Below are 19,258 nucleotides of genomic sequence, written 5' to 3' on the forward strand. Positions count from 1 at the left end.
TCCCCCTAAATGAAGTATTGCACGTATGAATGACAGGGCGTAGATGAGATAAAGTAAGGCTAGTTCGACACTGTTAGGTAGAATCTAGCCTATATTTGATGTAATTTGATAGAAAAAGAATAACGTAACATTCAGAATATCAATAATTTATTCTGCGTTCCTCATCTTTAGAAATTAGAACGAAATACCACCACGACCAGTATTTTGGTCTCGGACTATAGGTTCTTTTTTCTCATTGCTTTTCGATTTTTTCGATGATTTTTTCTTCGGATTGGCTTTTTTATCACCAGATTTACTCTTCTTCGCCGGCTTGCCATCCGAAGCGTTACGCTTATTGCCTTTATTCGCGGCGCTATTTGTTGAACTCATCGATTGAAGATCTTCTCCATCAAACACCGAGTTTTCACTGTCATCAAGCACTTGGTACTCAGAGCTCGTTGACTCCAATGACATTTCCGCCTCAGGCTGATAAATCACCACGTAGAACTCTTGATTAAACTCAACAACATCACCGTCATAAAGTTTACAACGTTTGCGCTGTTCTAGTTCACCATTAACCGCGACATAGCCCTCAGCAATTGCAAACTTTGCTTCACCACCACCGCTCACTGCATTGGCAATCTTCAGTACTTTATATAGCTCGATTGGCTGAGTGGATACTTCAACCGCCAACGCTTCTACTTCGTATTCTTCGGCTTCAATTTCTTCTGCAGGGTGATCGTGCATCATTTCTTGCTCTGACATGGTAACTACTCAATCAAATTTTTCGCTATTCTACCTAACTTTGGCGGTGAAACTAGAATTACTCACTCTCCAATTACAAATCATCCAACTTCATCGGAAAACTAAACTGCCACACTAAGCCCCGCTCATCGCTAACGAGGTCAACTTCCCCGTGTAGTGGGCCCATAATAATATTCGCAGCCACGGTGGCACTTAAGCCCACATGCCCTGCTCGCCCTCGTTTGGTGGTATAAAATGGTTTCAGAACTTGTTCTAACTGCTCGCTTTCAACGCCACGTCCATGATCACAAAAGCATATTGAAATGATGTCTTCCTTTTGCTGCCATTTTATTTCAATTGGCATGGCGGAGTCATCAATATAAGCGTGGGAAAGCGAATTGCCAATGAGGTTGCCCAGTACAATTTGCAAAAGATATCCGTCCGTGTGAATCGTTACAGACGGACCATCCAGTTTAACCACTACCCCCATATGTGAAAGCTTAGCATGATAGTGAGCAATTACTTTCTCAATAGCAGATATCAAATTTACATCTTCCAACACGCGCTCACGATCGGAAGCGGAGATCGCTCTGAACATTTCCATCATGTCGGCAACACGGTTTAGGTTACTCAAATTCAAATCAACACTGTCGTGGCAAAATAAAATAAAGTCTTTCAACTTAGAGCTGGTGACTTGCTGCTTTTGGTAAAGCTGCTCGAAATGAAGAATGGTTTCTTTCATATGCGTTGAAGTCAAAATACTCGTACCCAGTGGTGTACTAATTTCATTCGCCACGCCATCTACGAGTTGGTTCACTGCAGAATTAACCTCTTGCCGAAGCGTTCGCTTTTGTTGCTCTACTCTCATTAATTGAACTCGAATTCGAGCAAGCACTTCTTGGGGATTATAGGGCTTAAGAAAAAAATCTTTACAGTGAGACGCCATGGCAAGCTCTACACTCTCTTCATCATCGAATGCACTCACTAGTATTACAGGAATGGATTTGTAGTTGTCGTCTTGCGCTAATTGTTGGCATAAATCTATGCCGGAAATATCGGGCATTTGAACGTCAGAGATGATCAAATCAGGCACTTTTTTGGCAATAAGCTTTAACGCAACCTGAGCACTGGTCGCCGCTCGAATACGGAAATCTTTGCGTTGCAAAATAGACTGCAGTACTCGTAAGTTCTCTGCCACGTCATCAATGATCAAAAGCTCATACATAGTAGAAAGGCAACTAAAAGTGACTGGTTGATAAAAGTATAGACAAGCAAACGTGATACATATCTTAACCTCTAATCTTTCTCAAAATTAATACGCTTATTTGACTAATAAATGTTTGGAGTTGGCTATGCTCAAGGCAGTAGTATTTTTGCCGAGTGTGATTGCCTCCATGAAGATGAAGTCCCTATTTACATTATTATTTTCCATCATGATTCTGGTGAACATCGGTGTCATTTTTGTTGTGAATCACGCCTTAAGCTCCTTTAAAAATGAAGAGCGCTCGTTACTGCAATTATCCGAAATAACGCTATTAGGCAGCGAACTGCAACAAAGCTCTAATAACCTCACCAAGTTTGCTCGCGCTTACGCCGTCACTGGCGATAAGAAATGGCAACAGTTATTTGATCATGTGGTCGCAGTAAGGCAAGGCATTGCGGCCCCTCCGAAAGATCATGATTTCGACTATTGGGACACCCTTGCAACCATCAATCGCATCGATGCGCCAACTCACAATGGTTCAACGTTCTTCGAAAGGCTCTCTCTCGCAGGCATGTCAGCTAACGAAGTGTCTGCCCTAAGTAACGCATTCGCCGCTTCCGAACGCCTAGTCAATATTGAGCAACAAGCGTTTGCGTTAGCCAACACAGGAGGAACTGAAAGCCGCCAGAAAGCCTTATTGCTCTTGTATTCCTCTGAATACCTCGTTGAAAAAGCTCAAATCATGACCAGCATAGAGACAGCCTACCAAAATGGCGTCGATCGTATTAAAGCGTCACAAGATACCGCTTCGTCCATTGTAGCAACCATGTCGCGGTTTATGCTCGTTGGTATTTGTACCTTGGTCATCCTGTTAAGCCTTTCATTCTGGTTACTCCGACATTTTTACATTTCCCCTATCGAAAAAATGCAAGATCAAGTGGTATCCAATGTTGCGAATCAAGACTATGACTTTGAACTTAACGAAAACATCAACGGAGAGTTGGGTAAGTTTTCTAGCGCCATTAATGCGTTGTTACTCAACTTGCGTACCGAACTAAAACTTGGCCACACGGTGCAAAATTTTAATGACCTACTCAGGGGAAAAACTCACACACACGATGTGGTATCCGAGTCTAAGTCTTTCTTGAGCAGCTACTTTGGCTTTCCACTCATTACTTTTTACCAACTACGCAACGATCAACTTGAGGTCATCGACTCGGTAGGCAACTGGCATGACCCCAGTCCAAACCAAATGTCTTTGGTGACGCTGTGTTTACAACACAAAGAAGCCAAATCGGTTAAATCGAGCGACGGGCAACCATTAAGCCTTTCTATGGGTAATATTCAACTCGGTCTTACTGAGCTCTATTTCATTCCAATTTTAGCAAATGATTCCCCACTGGGTGTGTTGCAGTTTGGTACCCATTCTTCTCTATCCGCTAACGAATATCGAGTATTGAACGACTTAGTCGAAGCGTTCTCGGTCGCATTTCAGCTCAGTTTAAACACTGAGAAACAGCAAGAAATTGAGCAAGAAGTCGCTCGCCAACTTGAACTGAACCAACACATCATAGACTCGATTCCTAACCCCACCTACTACCGAAATCGATTAGGGGAATACTTAGGTGTCAACGAGCAATTTTGTGATTTCTTAGGCGTCACAGAGCAAGACGTGCTTGGAGCAAACATAGAAGACATATTCAAAGACGACGTGGTGTACCAACTGAAGCGATACGAATTAGAATTGTTGCAAGGCACTAAGCGAATTCAATTTGAAATCACAGTCACTAACGGGCAGCAACAAGTACGTGACCTTGTGGTATATGAAGCGCCTTTCTACGATCAAAACAACAGCATCATGGGTGTGGTGGGGTCATTTCTAGACGTGACGGAACACAAACAACTTGAACGCGAGTTAATCAAAGCCAAAGAATCAGCTGATAACCTTAGCCAAATTAAAGGGGATTTTTTAGCGAACATGAGCCATGAAATTCGCACTCCTATGAACGCCATCATGGGCATGACACACATGGTGCTCAATACCGAACTGGATAACAAACAACGTAACTATATTGAAAAAATCGACTCAGCAAGCAACCAGCTATTGGGTATCATTAACGACATTCTGGACTTTTCTAAAGTCGAAGCTGGCAAACTAAAAATTGAATCAACGCAATTTTCGCTCAACCAAGTACTCGACAACCTTGTCAATGTAGTACCGACAAAAACTGAACACAAAACGGTTGAACTGATTTTTAATGTGTCGCCCACCCTACCAAACTTGCTTATTGGCGACCCGCTTCGTATCAGCCAAGTTCTGATCAATTTGGTCAATAACGCCATTAAATTCACCGAGCAAGGTGAAGTTGTGGTCAATGTCATTGAAACCACGCGTTCACAAGACACCATCAACCTCGACTTTTCTGTGGTAGACACCGGCATTGGCATGACCCACGAGCAAGTAAATAACCTGTTTCAAGCGTTCTCTCAAGCAGACAGTTCTACCACTCGAAAATTTGGTGGCACAGGGCTAGGTTTGAGTATTTCAAAACAACTGGTTTCTTTAATGGGAGGCGAAATCCAAGTAGAAAGTCATTATGGCACCGGTTCTAAGTTTCACTTCGAGTTATCAATACCTTATGAGAACCAAGTGAATAGTGAGTATCAAATAGCAGCCGCGCTGGCATTAAATAAATCGGCCCTGCTGGTTGATGACAACAAAACTGCTCGCCATGTGTTAAACGGTATGCTTTCCGGGCTGGGCTTTGACGTCATCACAGCAGGAAGTGGCCGAGAAGCGATAGAACTATTGAAGAAAAACCAACCCGCATTTGATTTGATCTTGATGGACTGGCAAATGCCAAACATGGATGGGCTAAGCACGCTCGAGCACGTTGCACACCATAAGTTGGCACAAGAGTCGAAAGTGATATTACTCCACTCACAATCATCACACGTTCAGCTCAGCGATGACAACCTCTACCCGCTAGACGCCTACCTAAACAAGCCCATTACACCATGCTCGTTATTCAATGCGATAATCGCGAGCCTTGGCAACGAGTGGCGGTCTCTCGATGCTGCGAATAACCTTCTAGAACCTCAACAACTAGAGCGGCTGGATAACCTCGATATTCTGTTGGTGGAAGACAACAAAACCAACCAAGAGATTGCCTGCACTATTTTAGAAAGCCAAGGGGCAAGCATTACCATCGCAGAGCATGGATTAGAAGCATTAAAAATACTGGAGAATCAAGTATTCGACCTCGCCCTAATGGATATGCAAATGCCCGTCATGGACGGTATATCAGCCACCAAAGAGATCCGAAAACACCTCAATGATCAACAACTGCCTATCCTAGCAATGACTGCCAACGCCATGCAGATAGATGTTCAGCGTTGCATGGAAGCGGGCATGAATGAGCACATAGCCAAACCCATTAATGTTCCTAACCTAATTCACAAAATTTCACAGTTGACAGTTGGAGTAACAAAAGCGACTAAATCGAGCCATGCGAGTAGTATTGCGCCCATCCCATCTAGCGCACAACTGAGCTTAGAGGCGTTTGAATTAGAGGGCGTTGATACCGAGCAAGGCATAAAAACCTTGTTAGGCGATGTCGACAGTTACCGAACCACACTGCAATCTTTCTTCAAATCAATGCCTATCGAACTGGCCTCAATGGACAAAGCAATTACCGAGCAAAACAACGACTTCATCGCCAGAAAGCTGCATAGCTTAAAAGGCTCTTCTGGCACCTTAGCGGTTAATTATGTCTATGAGAACATCCTCACATGGGAGAAAGAGTTTAAACAAGGCATTCCGTTACAAACAGCGCAAATAGAAGATCTAAGGCATTACGTAGCGAGAGCAGAAAACCAGCTACTTCACCATGAAACATCACTTACTGGCGATCAGCCACGCAACGAACATTCACGATTTCAAAACGGCGAACTGGCAAAATCAACGCCCCCAATTACCAACGGAACGCGCCAAATCGACGCCCATTTCCACCAGCTAGTCGAGCAACTCAATACCGCACTGTTAGATGCAGATACCCACTCCATTGCACTCATCGAGCAGCTCAAACAATACCGAGTATCCGAGCCTGACTTACTGTCTCAAATGGGGCGTTACCTCAATGAATTTCAATTCGATCAAGCGGCAGACCTGCTTAATAAAGTGAAACGGAGTTTGTGATCTTTATTTACGCTACTCAAACTGGAGTAGCGAGAGCGAGCATTAAGGAGGCCGAGCAGAAAACTGTGACAGCGCTTCACAAGGTTTCAATATTGATTGATCTAGGTCTCTAACAACAACTAAATTGGTCGACCAATAATTGAGTAAGCTGTAACCTTACTGAGTCCAAAAATCGAACACCCCCCGAAACCAAAGAGATATACATGCATCCAAGCATGATTTCCATGCATCCAAGCATGATTTCCATGCATGCATCTTGGTTACCAATTTTAAAAGTCGGCATTATTTCAATACAGTGACTTAGGAGCACTTTGTGACTGGATCCGACTTAATTTTGAATAAGGATAATCACATGAATCAATACGCAAACGTCCTCAACTGGGAGGATAAGTCTATTCCACACCGTCTTTGGATCGAAACTCACAAGGATAAAGCACGTCTTTGTATGAAGATCGTTAAAGACGTCGAGCCTGAAATAATAACATTGGATCTTGTTACCAGCCAGGCCCAGGTCATGGCTTCTTGGCATGGTATGGCATTTCCCGTTTCTTCTGCATTTGAGAAAAGTGGACTTTTCTCGCAAGTAAGATGTTTGCTTAATTTAGCCGATGGCTGTGTTATTTGGGCCGTTAATCATATTGAACTCCCTAACGGCAAAAAGATGTCGGCTGACAAGTTGGCTTTCATTCCCAATATGCGTCAATACTACGGGGACTTAGTCGCTATTGAAGCAACGACCACCCATTAGCCTATCGATATCACCGCCGTAAGTTATTCGCCTATTTAGTTCCTTGTGCTCATTAGGCTAATGGCCTTATTTGCTATATCACCTGCCGTTTTTTCTCTGTTCGTTGATCAATCACCAACCGAGCGATGGTATACCCGTTCACCAAAATGAACGTTGTCTCCATCATGCTCCCCCCGATGGAGCCAAGCAGTAAGTTGTTGGTTAGCCAACAAAGCGAGTTGAACAACACAAGCAACCTCATAGAAACCCCTTGAGTTCGAAACAACCCGTAGGTAGCAACTGATGCGCCAAACAGTGTCAATAGCTCATAATACTGAGTGAGTTGCGGTACCCCCATCAACCACAGCAACGCAATAAAGCTACTCATGACCCACAGCGATTTGGTTTTGGTCGAAGCGTAACTTCTTAACGCACTGATACCACAACTTATCGCCGCGACCATTGCACCCATTAAAATAAAATGACTGCATAAGACCACTTGGAACACCATCAAATGCAGGCGAAACTTACGGCCATCCTTTTGCAAAAACGCCGTCGCTCCAATCAAAAAAGCGAACAACCCGACTCCTTGTGCCACGTTCATGTCCATCATTGAGCTTACCTCACAAAAATGGCCCCCAAATGGAGGCCAAGTAATACAAAAATGCCTTAACAATCGGTGTTATTTCTTACCCTATTTCACTGAGTCAGCCGCTTCACGAGCTAAACGACCAATCTCATCCCAGCGACCTTCATTAATCATGGTTTTGTCGACCATCCAAGTACCGCCGCAAGCAAAGACGCGGTCTATAGCAAGGTAATCGTGGACGTTATTTACGTTCACACCTCCCGTTGGCATAATTTGAATATCACCGTATGGCGCCAACAGGGCCTTAAGCATATTGATACCACCAGACGCTTCTGCCGGGAAGAACTTCAACGTTGTTAAACCCATTTCCAGTGCCGCTTCAACAGCCGATGGGTTATTCACCCCCGGCACAATATCAATGCCAATCTCTTGGCAAGCTTTGACGGTATTTGGGTTAAAGCCTGGAGAAACCACAAAGGTCGCGCCCGCTTCTTTGGCCGCTACTGCTTGAGCACGATTAAGCACCGTTCCCGCACCAATCAGCATGTTTGGCTGATCTTCTCTTAGTAAACGAATGGCTTCTGCGGCCGCGTCTGAACGGAAAGTAATCTCTGCGGCCGGTAGCCCATTTTCCGCCAGCGCTCGCCCTAGCGGAATAATGTCTTCGGCGCGATCGAGCGCAATAACCGGAATGATTTTGACCGCCGCCAATTGCTCTGCTGTACTGCTCATTTCACTGATTCCTTCGTCTTGATATTGGGTTTGATACCATCAATATGGACCATGGCTTGTTTCGCAATAATGGCCCCTTTATGCTGTATGACCGTACCAGCCGTTTGATGTCCAAGTTCTGCACACTGCTTTGGTGATTGCTGAGCTAGCCACGCAGCCAAAAAACCAGCGTTAAAAGCGTCGCCTGCTGATGTGGTATCAACAACATTTTCAACCTTATTTGGCGCTACCTGCTCTTGTTGATTTGAAACAAAATCACGGTAGATACATGCCTCTTTTCCACGCTTAAGCACGGCTCGTTTCACGCCTGAAGAGTTCAACCTTGCGAGGGTTTGTTCATCGCTGTTATCCCCCCACAATAAACGTTCGTCATCATTAGTGACAAGAGCCAAATCGGTAACCGACAGCACTTCGTTGTAGCACTGCCTTGCTTGCTGCGCAGAGTCCCACAACGCTGGGCGATAGTTTGAGTCAAATGCGATTTCTACCCCTTTTTGAGAAGCTGCCTGCAACATTTCTACCAGTATTTCTCTATCTACCTGCGGTAAAATCGCCAAACTTATCCCGCTTAGGTAAATCATATCCATTTGCAGAATTTGCTGCTCTACTTGATCAAACAGTGGATGGCGAAGTAAATAGCGCGCCGCCGATTGATGACGCCAATAAAGGAAAGTTCGCTCACCTTGCTCATCTAGCTGAATCAAGTACAAGCCTGGTTGACGATCATTGTCGGTGAGCACTAACTCTGTATTGATGCCCTCTTGGTCCCAACGTTTTATCATGCCAACGCTTAAAGGGTCGATCCCCATTGCGGTGACGTAATGAACCTCAGTACTTTGACCCGCAATCCGTGACAAATACACCGCGGTGTTCAAACTGTCTCCGCCGTATGTTTGCAGCATTTGGCTAAACGGTTCCCCATTTAGCTCGATCATGCACTCACCGATAAGCGCAATTTTTTTCATTCTAGACTCCTGGCTTCGCAAAGTAGGCTCGGGCGTTATTACTGCAAATGTCTTTCACTAATCCACCTAGCATGCCAATGTCGTTTGGTACTTCGCCGTTTTCTACCCAGCGTCCTAGCATGTCACACAGAATGCGACGGAAATACTCATGGCGTGTGTAAGATAAAAAACTGCGTGAATCGGTTAACATACCGACGAACTGACTCAACAGCCCGAGCTGAGAAAGCTGTTCTAGTTGGCGCTGCATGCCGTCTTTTTGATCGTTAAACCACCAGCCTGAACCAAATTGAATTTTACCGGCGACACCACCCCCTTGGAAGTTGCCCACCATGGTTGCGATCATTTCATTATCACGAGGGTTCAAACAATACAGAATGGTTTTTGGCAGTTGATCACCTTGGTCAATCGCATCGAGCAAGCACGCCAATTGCAATGCAAAAGGTTGGTCGCCGATTGAATCAAAACCACTATCTGGGCCTAGTAAACCAAACATACGAGAGTTGTTATTACGCTGCGCGCCAATGTGTAACTGCATTACCCAATTGCGCTTGCAATACTGCTGACCAAGCCACACCTGCACGGCAGTACTGAACTGATCTATTTCGCTCTCTTGCAGTGCCTGTCCTTTCAAGCGACGAGCTAAAATGGTGTCGAGTTCGGTTTCGCTTGGTACTTTTCCAAAGCGAACAACTTCAATTCCGTGGTCTGCTGCACGGCAGCCGTGAGCGTCAAAATGGTCTAACCTACGATCTAATGCAGTAAGTACGTCAGCAAAACGTACGATCTCTACATCCGCAGATTCACTGAGGAGTTGCATGTATTCGCCAAAACCATCCAGTTCAATTTTAAAGGCTCTATCAGGGCGCCAGCTTGGCAAAACATCAATATCAAAACTTGAGTCTTCAGCTATTTTCTTATGGTGTTCTAGGCTATGAATCGGGTCATCGGTTGTGCCCGCCATCACCACATTCATTTGCTTCATGATGCCACGCGCCGAAAACTCCGAGCTTTGCAGCATTTCGTTGCACTGGCCCCAAATTTCATCCGCCGTATCTGGGCCAAGCAGTTTGCCTGTAATGCCAAATGGGCGGCGCAATTCTAAATGGCTCCAATGATATAGAGGGTTACCAAGGGTCTTAGGCACGGTATTCGCCCAGGCGATGAACTTGTCATAATCACAGGCTTCTTTACCTGTGATGAGCGCTTCTGGCACACCCGCTGCACGCATACCGCGCCATTTATAGTGATCACCTTCTAACCAAATTTGTGCCATATTGCCGAACTGACGATCGTCGGCCACTTCCTGTGGATTTAGATGGCAGTGGTAATCGAAAATAGGCATATCCGCAGCATAGTCATGATAGAGGCGACGCGCTGTCTCATTGCTTAATAGAAAATCTTCACACATAAACTGTTTCATTGTTCACTTCCTTAATAGCCAGAGCCGTTAAGCTCTACTAAAGAACTTTTTGTGGGGAGAAGTTACGGCTTATAGCGACGCTACCGCAGCTCTCGCACCTTTGTTCGCAATTAACTGATACGCTTTTGTCACTTCAGCGACAAACGCGTCATTCTTGATAAGGTCAGTAGAGAAAATCGCTTCAACCGCTAACAGGCCTCTTACCACTGCTTCATCGCAGCTGTTTTGGTTGTGGATCTCTTTTAGCTGCTGCGCCATTGGGTCACGCACGTCAATGTCAGCGCCTTTTTCATCCTCGCCTCCGACATAACGCATCCACCCTGCAATGCCCATTGCAATCCAGCGATAGTCGGTGCCTTTTTCTAAATGAAAACGCAGCGAACCGCCCATGCGTTGTGGGATTTTTTGGCTTCCGTCCATCGCAATTTGCCACGTTTGGTGCTTCAGTGATGGATTGGTGAAACGGTCTATCAGCAAGCGAGCGTATTTTTCAAGATCTGTGCCTTCAGGCATATCTAAGCTTGGAGCCTGAGCCTTCATCATCATCTCAAATGCCGCACTTCGGTAGGCCGTATTCGTCATCGTATCTGAGATGTGCGGGTAACCACCAAGGTAACCAAGATAGGCTAAGAACGAGTGGCTGCCGTTAAGCATGCGCAATTTCATTTCTTCATAGGGCACAACGTCATCAACAAATTCGGCGCCTGCGACATCCCAATTAGGGCGACCATTAACGAACTTGTCTTCAATCACCCACTGACGAAATGGTTCACAAGCAATACCACATGGGTCGCTTACCCCCATTAATTCAGCAATCTCATTCAAAGTTTCGTCAGTCGCAGCAGGGACGATTCGGTCAACCATGGTGCATGGGAAAGTCACGTTCGTTTCAATCCAACCCGCGAGTTCTTCATCAATTAACATAGCGAAGTCCAGCACTGAAGCTCGCGCTACGTGACCGTTTTCTTGTACGTTGTCACAAGACATAACGGTAAATGGCTTAATGCCTCGCTCGCGGCGAATACGCAGCGCTTCTACAATGTAGGCGATCGCAGAGTCTGGTTCGTGGCGATGCTCTAAATCCCGTTGGATAAGGCCATTATTTTTATCCAAACGGCCTGTTGCAGGATCCGCGCAGTAGCCTTTTTCGGTAATGGTCATGGAAACAATGGCGACCTGTTCTTCGGCCATTTTGCCGAGCACTGCGTCTCTACCATCCAATTGAGGATGTAAGGATTCGGTCACAGCGCCGCTGACTTTTACCGTATTTTTATCGGCACCTTTTTCCACTACCGTATACAGATGGTCTTGCTCTCGAAGTTGGTTAACCAGCTCTTCACCACCAAATAAGTTAATTTCGCAAATGCCCCAGTCACTGGCTGATTTCTGAGCGGTTTCACAGGTATATAAACCTTGGTGAGCGCGGTGAAATGCACCAAACCCTAGATGAACAATGCGACTTTTTAACTGGTCACGTTGGTAGTTTGGCCACTGAATATGATCTTGTTTAGTGATGCTTGCAATCGTTGTCATTTTAATTCCCTACCCCACAGCTTACGTTGCCATGGGGGTATTATGTCATCGTGTTAAGAGAGGCAGTTCGCGGTTAAAGGCGGAAAATCACATGCCGTAGCCAAGGACTAAACCTGGAAGAAACAGGCTCAATTCAGGGATAAACGTTACCGCAGCCAGTGCTACGATCAGCGCAGCGTAGAAAGGCAATAGAGGTTTAATAACCTTATCAATCGAGATATTTGCCACAGAACAACCGATGAACAGTGCACTGCCCACAGGCGGAGTACAAATACCAATCGCCAAGTTAAACGTCATCATGATGCCGAAGTGAACCGGATCAATGCCTAAGTCCAACGCTATCGGTAAGAAAATAGGGGTAAAGATAAGAATGGCAGGCGTCATGTCCATGAAGATACCGACAATCAACAAAATAATGTTGATGATAAGTAAGATCATCAATGGGTTCTCAGAAACCGCCAGCAATGCATCAGCAATCATGTAAGGAACATCGGCGTTTGCCATTGCCCAAGACATGCCCATAGAAGCGCCAACCAACAACAAAACAATCGAGGTCGTCACCGCGGACTCTAAAATAATACCCGGTAAATCACGCAGTTTTACTTCACGATAAACCAATACCGCTAAGGTGAAGGTATAAACGACCGCAATCGCAGAGGCTTCCGTGGCCGTAAAGATACCACCGATGATACCGCCCATAATGACAGTAACCAGCAGCAGCGATGGGATCGCTTTAACCGTTGTATCCCACACTTCTGCAAGGGTCGGTTTTTCAGCGACAGGGTAGCCACGACGTTTCGCGATAAAACCCGCAACCAGCATCAAACTCAAACCCATCAAAATGCCAGGAATGTAGCCAGCTAAGAACAACGCCGCGATGGATGTACCACCGGATACCAATGAAAAAACAATTAACGTATTGCTTGGCGGAATCAATAAACCAGTAGGACAAGAGGTAATGTTGACCGCCGCGGAGAAGTTTTCGTCATAGCCATCTTTCTTTTGTAGGGGTGACATAGTGCCCCCCACTGCCGCAGCTGAGGCTACCGCAGAACCCGAAATTGAACCAAACAGCATGTTTGCCATGACATTTACATGAGCCAGAGAACCTGGCAAACGACCACCAAGTACCTTCGCGAAGTTGATCAATCGAACCGCGATGCCGCCTTGGTTCATGATGTTACCCGCTAAAATAAAGAAAGGGATCGCGAGTAGTGCGAAGTTATCAAGGCCAGCGGCCATTCGTTGAGCAACAACTGCAATCGCTGGCTCAAGAGGTAAACTCATCATGATTGTTGCTAATGATGACAACCCGATCGCAAATGAAACAGGGATACCTAAGCAGAGTAATACTGCGAAGCTACCAAATAATGTCAAAATGACTTGCCAATCCATAATCGTGTTCCTTTCTATTAATTGATTGATTCTGATTGTTCTTGAGCAACTTTTTCGTTGCCAAATAATGCTTGTACTTTCTCAGCCGCGAAGACGACCGAGTAAAAAATCATCAATAAACCACTGATTGGCAAACATAAATAGACGTAACCCATTTCTAATCCTAACGCTGGGGTTACTTGGCCCGTCGCCAGTGTTTTCATGGCTAAGCTCGCTCCTCCGTACACCAAAACGATGCTCGCAAACGCCGTAATGGCCATTTGAATAAAAATTTCATTCACCAATTTGCGCTTACCAGTAAGCTTCATGGTTAATAAATCGATGGCCAAGTGACGTTTAACACCCGTTGTATAAGCAGCACCAACCAAAGCCACCCACATAAATAAGTAACGAGCCAGTTCATCCGTTACCGTGCTAGGTTTTCCTATTACATAACGTGATACCACTTGCCAAATTACGCACAAAACCAAAAAGCTAGATAGCGAGACAGTAAACCCCGCCAGCGCTTTATTTACATAACGAACCCATTTACTCATGCTAATTCCTTGATTTCATCGACTACATCTGCCTGTGGTCAACCAAATCGAGAAATGGTGCCAGCATAAGATGCCTAATTCACCCATAGATTATAAATAAACCGCACAAATGTCATGTGAGGCACATCACACATAGATTGGTTGACCAATAATTCCCTAAAATTCGTGACTCTGGTCAACCAATTGAGAATTGGTCTTTGACTGACAGACTTTCATCTTCAATAATGAATCCGTACTCAAATGTACCCCTACATAAAAACGGATAACCAATCTCACGGAGATACGATAATGATGACGCGTAAAAGTGTACTAACCACATTAATTGGTGCAGCTCTAACAGTAGGCGCTTCGGCTTCTGCATTTGCGGCAACAACACTAAAGCTAAGCCACAACCACCCACGTGACCACGCAGTACATAAAGCAATGGATTACATGGCGAAGGAAGTTAAGCAACTCACTGACGGTGAAGTTAGAATTCGTATCTACCCTGATGCTCAGTTGGGTACTCAACGTGAATCAATGGAGCTAATGCAGAACGGTGCATTGGATATGGTGAAATCGAACGCGGCAGAGCTAGAAGCTTTCGCGGCTGATTACTCGGCATTCAATCTTCCTTACCTTTTCCGAGATCAGCAGCACTACTACGATGTCCAGCAAGGTGACATTGGTGAAGAGATATTGGCGTCTTCTGCGAAAAGTGGCTTTGTTGGCCTAACTTACTATGATGCAGGCGCACGTAGCTTCTATACATCAAAACCGATCAATACACCGGCGGATCTAAAAGGCATGAAAATTCGTGTTCAACCGAGCCCGTCAGCTATCAACATGGTTAAAGCGCTCGGTGGTAACCCAACCCCTCTTGCATACGGTGAGCTTTACACGGCCCTACAACAAGGTGTTGTTGACGCAGCTGAAAATAACATTCCATCGTTCAGCCTGAGCCGCCACAGTGAAGTGTCTAAATATTTCAGCTTAGATCAGCACACAATGGTTCCAGATGTATTGGTTGTTTCAACGAAATCTCTAGAAAAATTAACGGATGATCAGAAAAAAGCGCTGAAAACGGCGGCTCTGAAATCATCAGAGTTAATGAAGAAACTTTGGGCGGAGTCAGAAACTAAAGAACGCGCAAAAGCTGAAAAAATGGGCGTGACATTCGTTCAACCGGATAAAGCTTCCTTCGTAGCCGCGGTACAACCCATCTACGCAGAGCTAAAAACAAGCAACCCAGAACTCAACACTCTGGTAGAGCGTATCAAAGCAGTCCAGTAAGCAATTGCTTTAATTGAAACAAAGGCGAATAAAGAATAGATCAAGGTGTTGTTTCACTTTATCATACAGAGGTTGACCAATATCCGTATTGGTTATTATGATGGCGTAATGTGTTCGACGGAATATAGTGACTAATATAATGATTCAATTTGAACCTAAGAGACCTTATCAAGAATTAGGTCTGATACTAAGAGCAGAACTCAGTGATGGTCGTTACCAAGTGGGTGACAGGCTACCTCCAGAGCGCGATATCGCAGAGCGACTCGACGTCAGTAGAACCGTCGTACGTGAAGCCATCATCATGCTGGAGCTTGAGAATTTGGTCGAAGTTAAAAAAGGTTCAGGAGTCTATGTTCTCAATATTCCGGGAAGTCCAAACAACCGAGAGACCATCGTCAGTGATGACGCAGGGCCATTTGAAATGCTGCAAGCAAGGCAGTTACTTGAAAGTAATATCGCTGAATTTGCCGCCATTCAAGTAACCCCTGGCGATATAGCAAAAATGCGCTCGGCACTAGAGCTAGAACGTCGAGAACTGGCCAGTGGCGAAAGTAACTGCTTAGGTGATGAACAATTTCATCTCTATATTGCAGAAGCAACGCAAAACTCGGTATTGGTAGATATGTTGAAACAATCATGGGCCCGACGCGAGCAAAGTCCGATGTGGAAGAAACTCCACACTCGTATTAGCAGCCAGAATTACCGCGAAGAATGGTTAGATGACCACGCAATAATCCTAGCTGCCATGCAACGCAAAGACCCGATTGCTGCCAAAAACGCTATGTGGCAACACCTTGAAAATGTCAAACAACGCCTCTTAGAGCTATCAAATGTGGACGATCCTGATTTTGACGGATACCTGTTTGGCTCTAACCCAGTGGTATCGTTACTAAAGGCATAACGTGAGCGGGCTTCATTGCTCGCTTATCAAGCCTAACGCTTACCACACCTAACTTTACCGTTTTCTTTCAACGGTAGTAAATGTCGTTTAATACTTAATTCGATTCAACTCGACGGGTTAAGTGTGCCCAAAAAAGGTGATTGTCATGGAACAAACTTGGCGTTGGTATGGCCCGAATGATCCGGTTTCTTTAGATGACGTACGTCAGGCTGGAGCAACCGGAGTCGTAAACGCACTACATCATATTCCAAATGGTGAGGTGTGGACGAAAGAAGAAATTCTCACTCGTAAAGCATTAATAGAAAGCAAAGGGCTGACTTGGTCAGTCGTTGAAAGCGTGCCTGTGCACGAAGAAATCAAAACCCAAACGGGTCATTATCAAATTTGGATTGAACACTATAAACAAACACTGCGTAATCTCGCCGAATGTGGCATAGATACCGTATGTTATAACTTTATGCCCGTACTGGATTGGACAAGAACCGATCTTGAATATCAAATGCCAGACGGCTCAAGAGCGTTACGTTTTGATCAAGACGCTTTCACAGCATTCGAACTTTTCATATTGAAACGTCCTGGCGCAAAAGATACCTATGACGCACAGGAACAACTGCGCGCACAAGATTACTTTAAATCAATGACTCAAGCAGACATTGATAAACTAACAAGCAATATTATCGCAGGTTTACCCGGCGCAGAAGAAGGTTATACCCTAGAAGAATTCCAAGCTCAGCTGAATCGTTATAATGGCATTACTAAAGACAAGCTACGTGAAAATATGGCGTACTTCCTAAAGGAAATCATGACCGTTTGTGACCCACACGGCTTGAAGATGGCGGTACACCCAGACGATCCACCGCGTCCAATTCTTGGTTTGCCTCGTATTGTTTCAACCATCGAAGACGTAGAGTGGTTAACCAATGAAGTCCCGAGCATGATGAATGGTTTAACCATGTGTACTGGCTCTTATGGTGTTCGCGGCGACAACGACTTAGTCAACATGATCAAACAACATGGAGAGCGTATCTATTTTACCCACTTGCGTTCGACACAGCGTGAAGAAAACCAACTGAGCTTCCATGAAGCCGCTCACCTTGATGGTGATGTGGATATGTACAACGTGGTAATGGCACTTCTTGAAGAAGAGAACCGCCGTGAAAAAGGAGGCCGTGCCGCTCTCATTCCAATGCGCCCGGATCATGGCCACCAAATGCTGGACGATTTAAACAAAAAAACCAACCCTGGTTATTCTGCTATCGGTCGCCTTAAGGGCCTAGCAGAGGTGCGCGGGCTCGAAATGGCGCTCAAACGCAGCTTCTTCTCATAACGACACACCGGATACACCACTAACAACCATTCCCTTGGTTTTGGGCCTCTTTTAAGAGGCCTTTTTTGTGTCTGTTTCACGCTAACTACCTGCCGCCTTCTCACATGCTGATCTTTTATACAACTCGACGCAACAATTTACATTTTGACATTTGACTTACACGTGTGCGCTGATAATCTAGCGAACAAGTGTACGCTCAAAGGATCAATTTGCATGACAACGGAAAAAAAGCCGCCATTACTCTGGCTAAATATCTTCATATTTTCATCCAGTATGTTGCTCGCCCTAGTGGCTGCGCCTTTGTATGGCGTATATCACGGATATGGGGCTGAACACTGGATCTGGCTCGCGGTGTGTTTCTCTTTTTGTAATCTTTCGATTACCGCAGGTTATCACCGCCTTTGGTCTCACAAGGCCTTTCAAGCGCACGCTAGCTTACGTTTCATCTTTGCTATTGGCGGAGCGTTCGCCCTGCAAAATAGTGTATTGCATTGGTCGTCTGATCACCGTGTCCACCATAAGTTTGTTGACGACAATGACAAAGACCCTTATTCCGCTAAACGTGGTTTTTGGTATTCCCATATTGGTTGGATGCTTCGTCACTATAACCTGGCGGTTTACTCGGATTACAGCAACTGCCGTGACTTACAAAAAGACAAAATCGTCATGTGGCAACATAAACATTACGCATTGCTTGCTCTGTTAACAAACCTTGGCGTGCCTATCTTATTAGGTATTATTTACCAAGATATTATTGGTATGCTGTTAATGGTTGGCGCGGTGCGCTTGGTACTCAACCACCACACTACGTTCTTTATTAATTCGTTAGCACACATCTGGGGAAGCCAGCCTTACACAGATAAGAACACCGCTCGTGACAACGGCGTACTTGCGGTACTGACGTTCGGTGAGGGCTACCATAACTACCACCACATCTTTGAAAATGACTACCGTAATGGCATTTACTGGTGGCAGTACGATCCAACAAAATGGTTAATTAAATCTTGCGAATGGCTTGGGCTTGCAAGCAAGTTACGCGTATCACCGCCGCTTCGCATTGAAAAAGCACGCGCACAAATGATGCTAAAAACCGCACAAGACCGAATTACCGATTTACCAAACCGCAGCCAAATTGCAGAAAAGCTGCAAAGCGAATTTGAAGCCCTAACAAGCCAGATGACGGAATTTTACGACATCAAAAAGCAATTGCTTGAAAGTAAAAAAGTCGATTTGGTGAGAAAATACGAATACTCGGTGCTCACGCTTCGCTACCAACAAATGAAACGCAACCTAGAAGAACAGCAACAACGCTGGAACCAAACCGTTGCAGACATCAGCGCGATGACAAAACCCATCGTCAAATCTTAATAGCGACGCCAATAAAAACAAAAAGCTACTCAAGTAACATGCAAAACAATCAAAAAGGACGCTCGAGGAGCGTCCTTTTTCTATCTAAGTCTAAAGGCTACTCGCAGGTAGACCATCTGATTTTTTGGTCAGCACGAGACTGACCAAATATATCGGCACACATTGGTTGGTTAATGCCAAGGTTTCTGCAAAATCAACGTTTAGCTGAGAGGCATTGCCTTCGTTGTGATTTGAGTAAAACAAGCAATCTGTTTGCTGTCTTGTTGTGGCCATTATGATAAAAAACATTAGACAAGAGACAACCTAAAGAATGGAGTTAACCCTCTCTAATAAGACTCTGCTATCATTCTCTCACTGAATTACACCAA

At 45.0% G+C, this 19,258-nt stretch carries 16 protein-coding genes; 6 read left to right on the forward strand and 10 right to left on the reverse strand.

Annotated features, from left to right (window positions below; all coding sequences use genetic code 11):
- Positions 1–174: 174 nt before the first annotated feature.
- Complete coding sequence (locus QWZ04_RS16565) at positions 175–744, reverse strand: RNA-binding S4 domain-containing protein (protein ID WP_290329365.1); 570 nt, start codon at positions 742–744, stop codon at positions 175–177.
- 73 nt (positions 745–817) lie between these two features.
- Positions 818–1,948, reverse strand: coding sequence for a hybrid sensor histidine kinase/response regulator (locus QWZ04_RS16570; protein ID WP_290329366.1), 1,131 nt, complete (start codon positions 1,946–1,948; stop codon positions 818–820).
- Positions 1,949–2,075: 127 nt separating this feature from the next.
- Between QWZ04_RS16570 and QWZ04_RS16575 the strand changes: the two genes are divergently transcribed.
- Positions 2,076–6,125, forward strand: coding sequence for a response regulator (locus tag QWZ04_RS16575; protein ID WP_290329367.1), 4,050 nt, complete (start codon positions 2,076–2,078; stop codon positions 6,123–6,125).
- Between the two features lie 352 nt (positions 6,126–6,477).
- Positions 6,478–6,873 carry a hypothetical protein gene (locus QWZ04_RS16580; protein WP_290329368.1) on the forward strand — a complete coding sequence of 132 codons (396 nt, stop codon included), beginning with the start codon at positions 6,478–6,480 and terminating at the stop codon, positions 6,871–6,873.
- A 73-nt stretch (positions 6,874–6,946) separates the two neighbouring features.
- On the opposite strand, the gene QWZ04_RS16585 is transcribed toward QWZ04_RS16580, so the two are convergent.
- From QWZ04_RS16585 to QWZ04_RS16615, 7 genes are all read right to left on the reverse strand, one after another.
- Positions 6,947–7,462 (reverse strand): YgjV family protein, encoded by a 516-nt coding sequence (locus QWZ04_RS16585; protein ID WP_290329491.1) that lies wholly within the window; start codon positions 7,460–7,462, stop codon positions 6,947–6,949.
- Between the two features lie 84 nt (positions 7,463–7,546).
- Positions 7,547–8,173 (reverse strand): bifunctional 4-hydroxy-2-oxoglutarate aldolase/2-dehydro-3-deoxy-phosphogluconate aldolase, encoded by a 627-nt coding sequence (locus QWZ04_RS16590; protein ID WP_290329369.1) that lies wholly within the window; start codon positions 8,171–8,173, stop codon positions 7,547–7,549.
- Entirely contained in the window at positions 8,170–9,138 is a 969-nt protein-coding gene (locus QWZ04_RS16595) for a sugar kinase (protein WP_290329370.1), read from the reverse strand. Before QWZ04_RS16595 ends, QWZ04_RS16590 begins: the two co-directional genes overlap by 4 nt.
- A 1-nt stretch (position 9,139) precedes the next feature.
- A complete protein-coding gene (gene uxaC, locus QWZ04_RS16600) occupies positions 9,140–10,558 on the reverse strand; it encodes a glucuronate isomerase (RefSeq protein ID WP_290329371.1) in 1,419 nt (472 codons plus the stop codon).
- Positions 10,559–10,627: 69 nt separating this feature from the next.
- Complete coding sequence (locus QWZ04_RS16605) at positions 10,628–12,091, reverse strand: fructuronate reductase (RefSeq protein ID WP_290329372.1); 1,464 nt, start codon at positions 12,089–12,091, stop codon at positions 10,628–10,630.
- Between the two features lie 87 nt (positions 12,092–12,178).
- Positions 12,179–13,486 (reverse strand): TRAP transporter large permease, encoded by a 1,308-nt coding sequence (locus QWZ04_RS16610; RefSeq protein ID WP_290329373.1) that lies wholly within the window; start codon positions 13,484–13,486, stop codon positions 12,179–12,181.
- A 17-nt stretch (positions 13,487–13,503) separates the two neighbouring features.
- Positions 13,504–14,022, reverse strand: coding sequence for a TRAP transporter small permease (locus QWZ04_RS16615; protein WP_290329374.1), 519 nt, complete (start codon positions 14,020–14,022; stop codon positions 13,504–13,506).
- A gap of 288 nt (positions 14,023–14,310) precedes the next feature.
- Between QWZ04_RS16615 and QWZ04_RS16620 the strand changes: the two genes are divergently transcribed.
- The 4 genes from QWZ04_RS16620 (at position 14,311) to QWZ04_RS16635 (ending at position 18,890) form a co-directional block, all read left to right on the forward strand.
- Positions 14,311–15,294, forward strand: coding sequence for a TRAP transporter substrate-binding protein (locus QWZ04_RS16620; RefSeq protein ID WP_290329375.1), 984 nt, complete (start codon positions 14,311–14,313; stop codon positions 15,292–15,294).
- A gap of 139 nt (positions 15,295–15,433) precedes the next feature.
- Positions 15,434–16,195, forward strand: a complete 762-nt coding sequence (locus tag QWZ04_RS16625; protein WP_290329492.1) for an FCD domain-containing protein — start codon at positions 15,434–15,436, stop codon at positions 16,193–16,195.
- A gap of 145 nt (positions 16,196–16,340) precedes the next feature.
- The gene (uxuA, locus tag QWZ04_RS16630; protein ID WP_290329376.1) at positions 16,341–17,522 is read left to right on the forward strand and encodes a mannonate dehydratase; all 1,182 of its coding nucleotides are present in this window, start codon (positions 16,341–16,343) and stop codon (positions 17,520–17,522) included.
- A 213-nt stretch (positions 17,523–17,735) separates the two neighbouring features.
- Positions 17,736–18,890 (forward strand): acyl-CoA desaturase, encoded by a 1,155-nt coding sequence (locus QWZ04_RS16635; protein WP_290329377.1) that lies wholly within the window; start codon positions 17,736–17,738, stop codon positions 18,888–18,890.
- Between the two features lie 90 nt (positions 18,891–18,980).
- Here the strand turns inward: QWZ04_RS16635 and QWZ04_RS16640 are convergent, their stop codons facing one another.
- Complete coding sequence (locus QWZ04_RS16640; RefSeq protein WP_290329378.1) at positions 18,981–19,163, reverse strand: hypothetical protein; 183 nt, start codon at positions 19,161–19,163, stop codon at positions 18,981–18,983.
- Positions 19,164–19,258 lie beyond the last annotated feature (95 nt).

It is taken from the genome of Vibrio tapetis subsp. quintayensis, from assembly GCF_030409945.1.
GTDB classification, from domain to species: Bacteria; Pseudomonadota; Gammaproteobacteria; order Enterobacterales; family Vibrionaceae; genus Vibrio; species Vibrio quintayensis.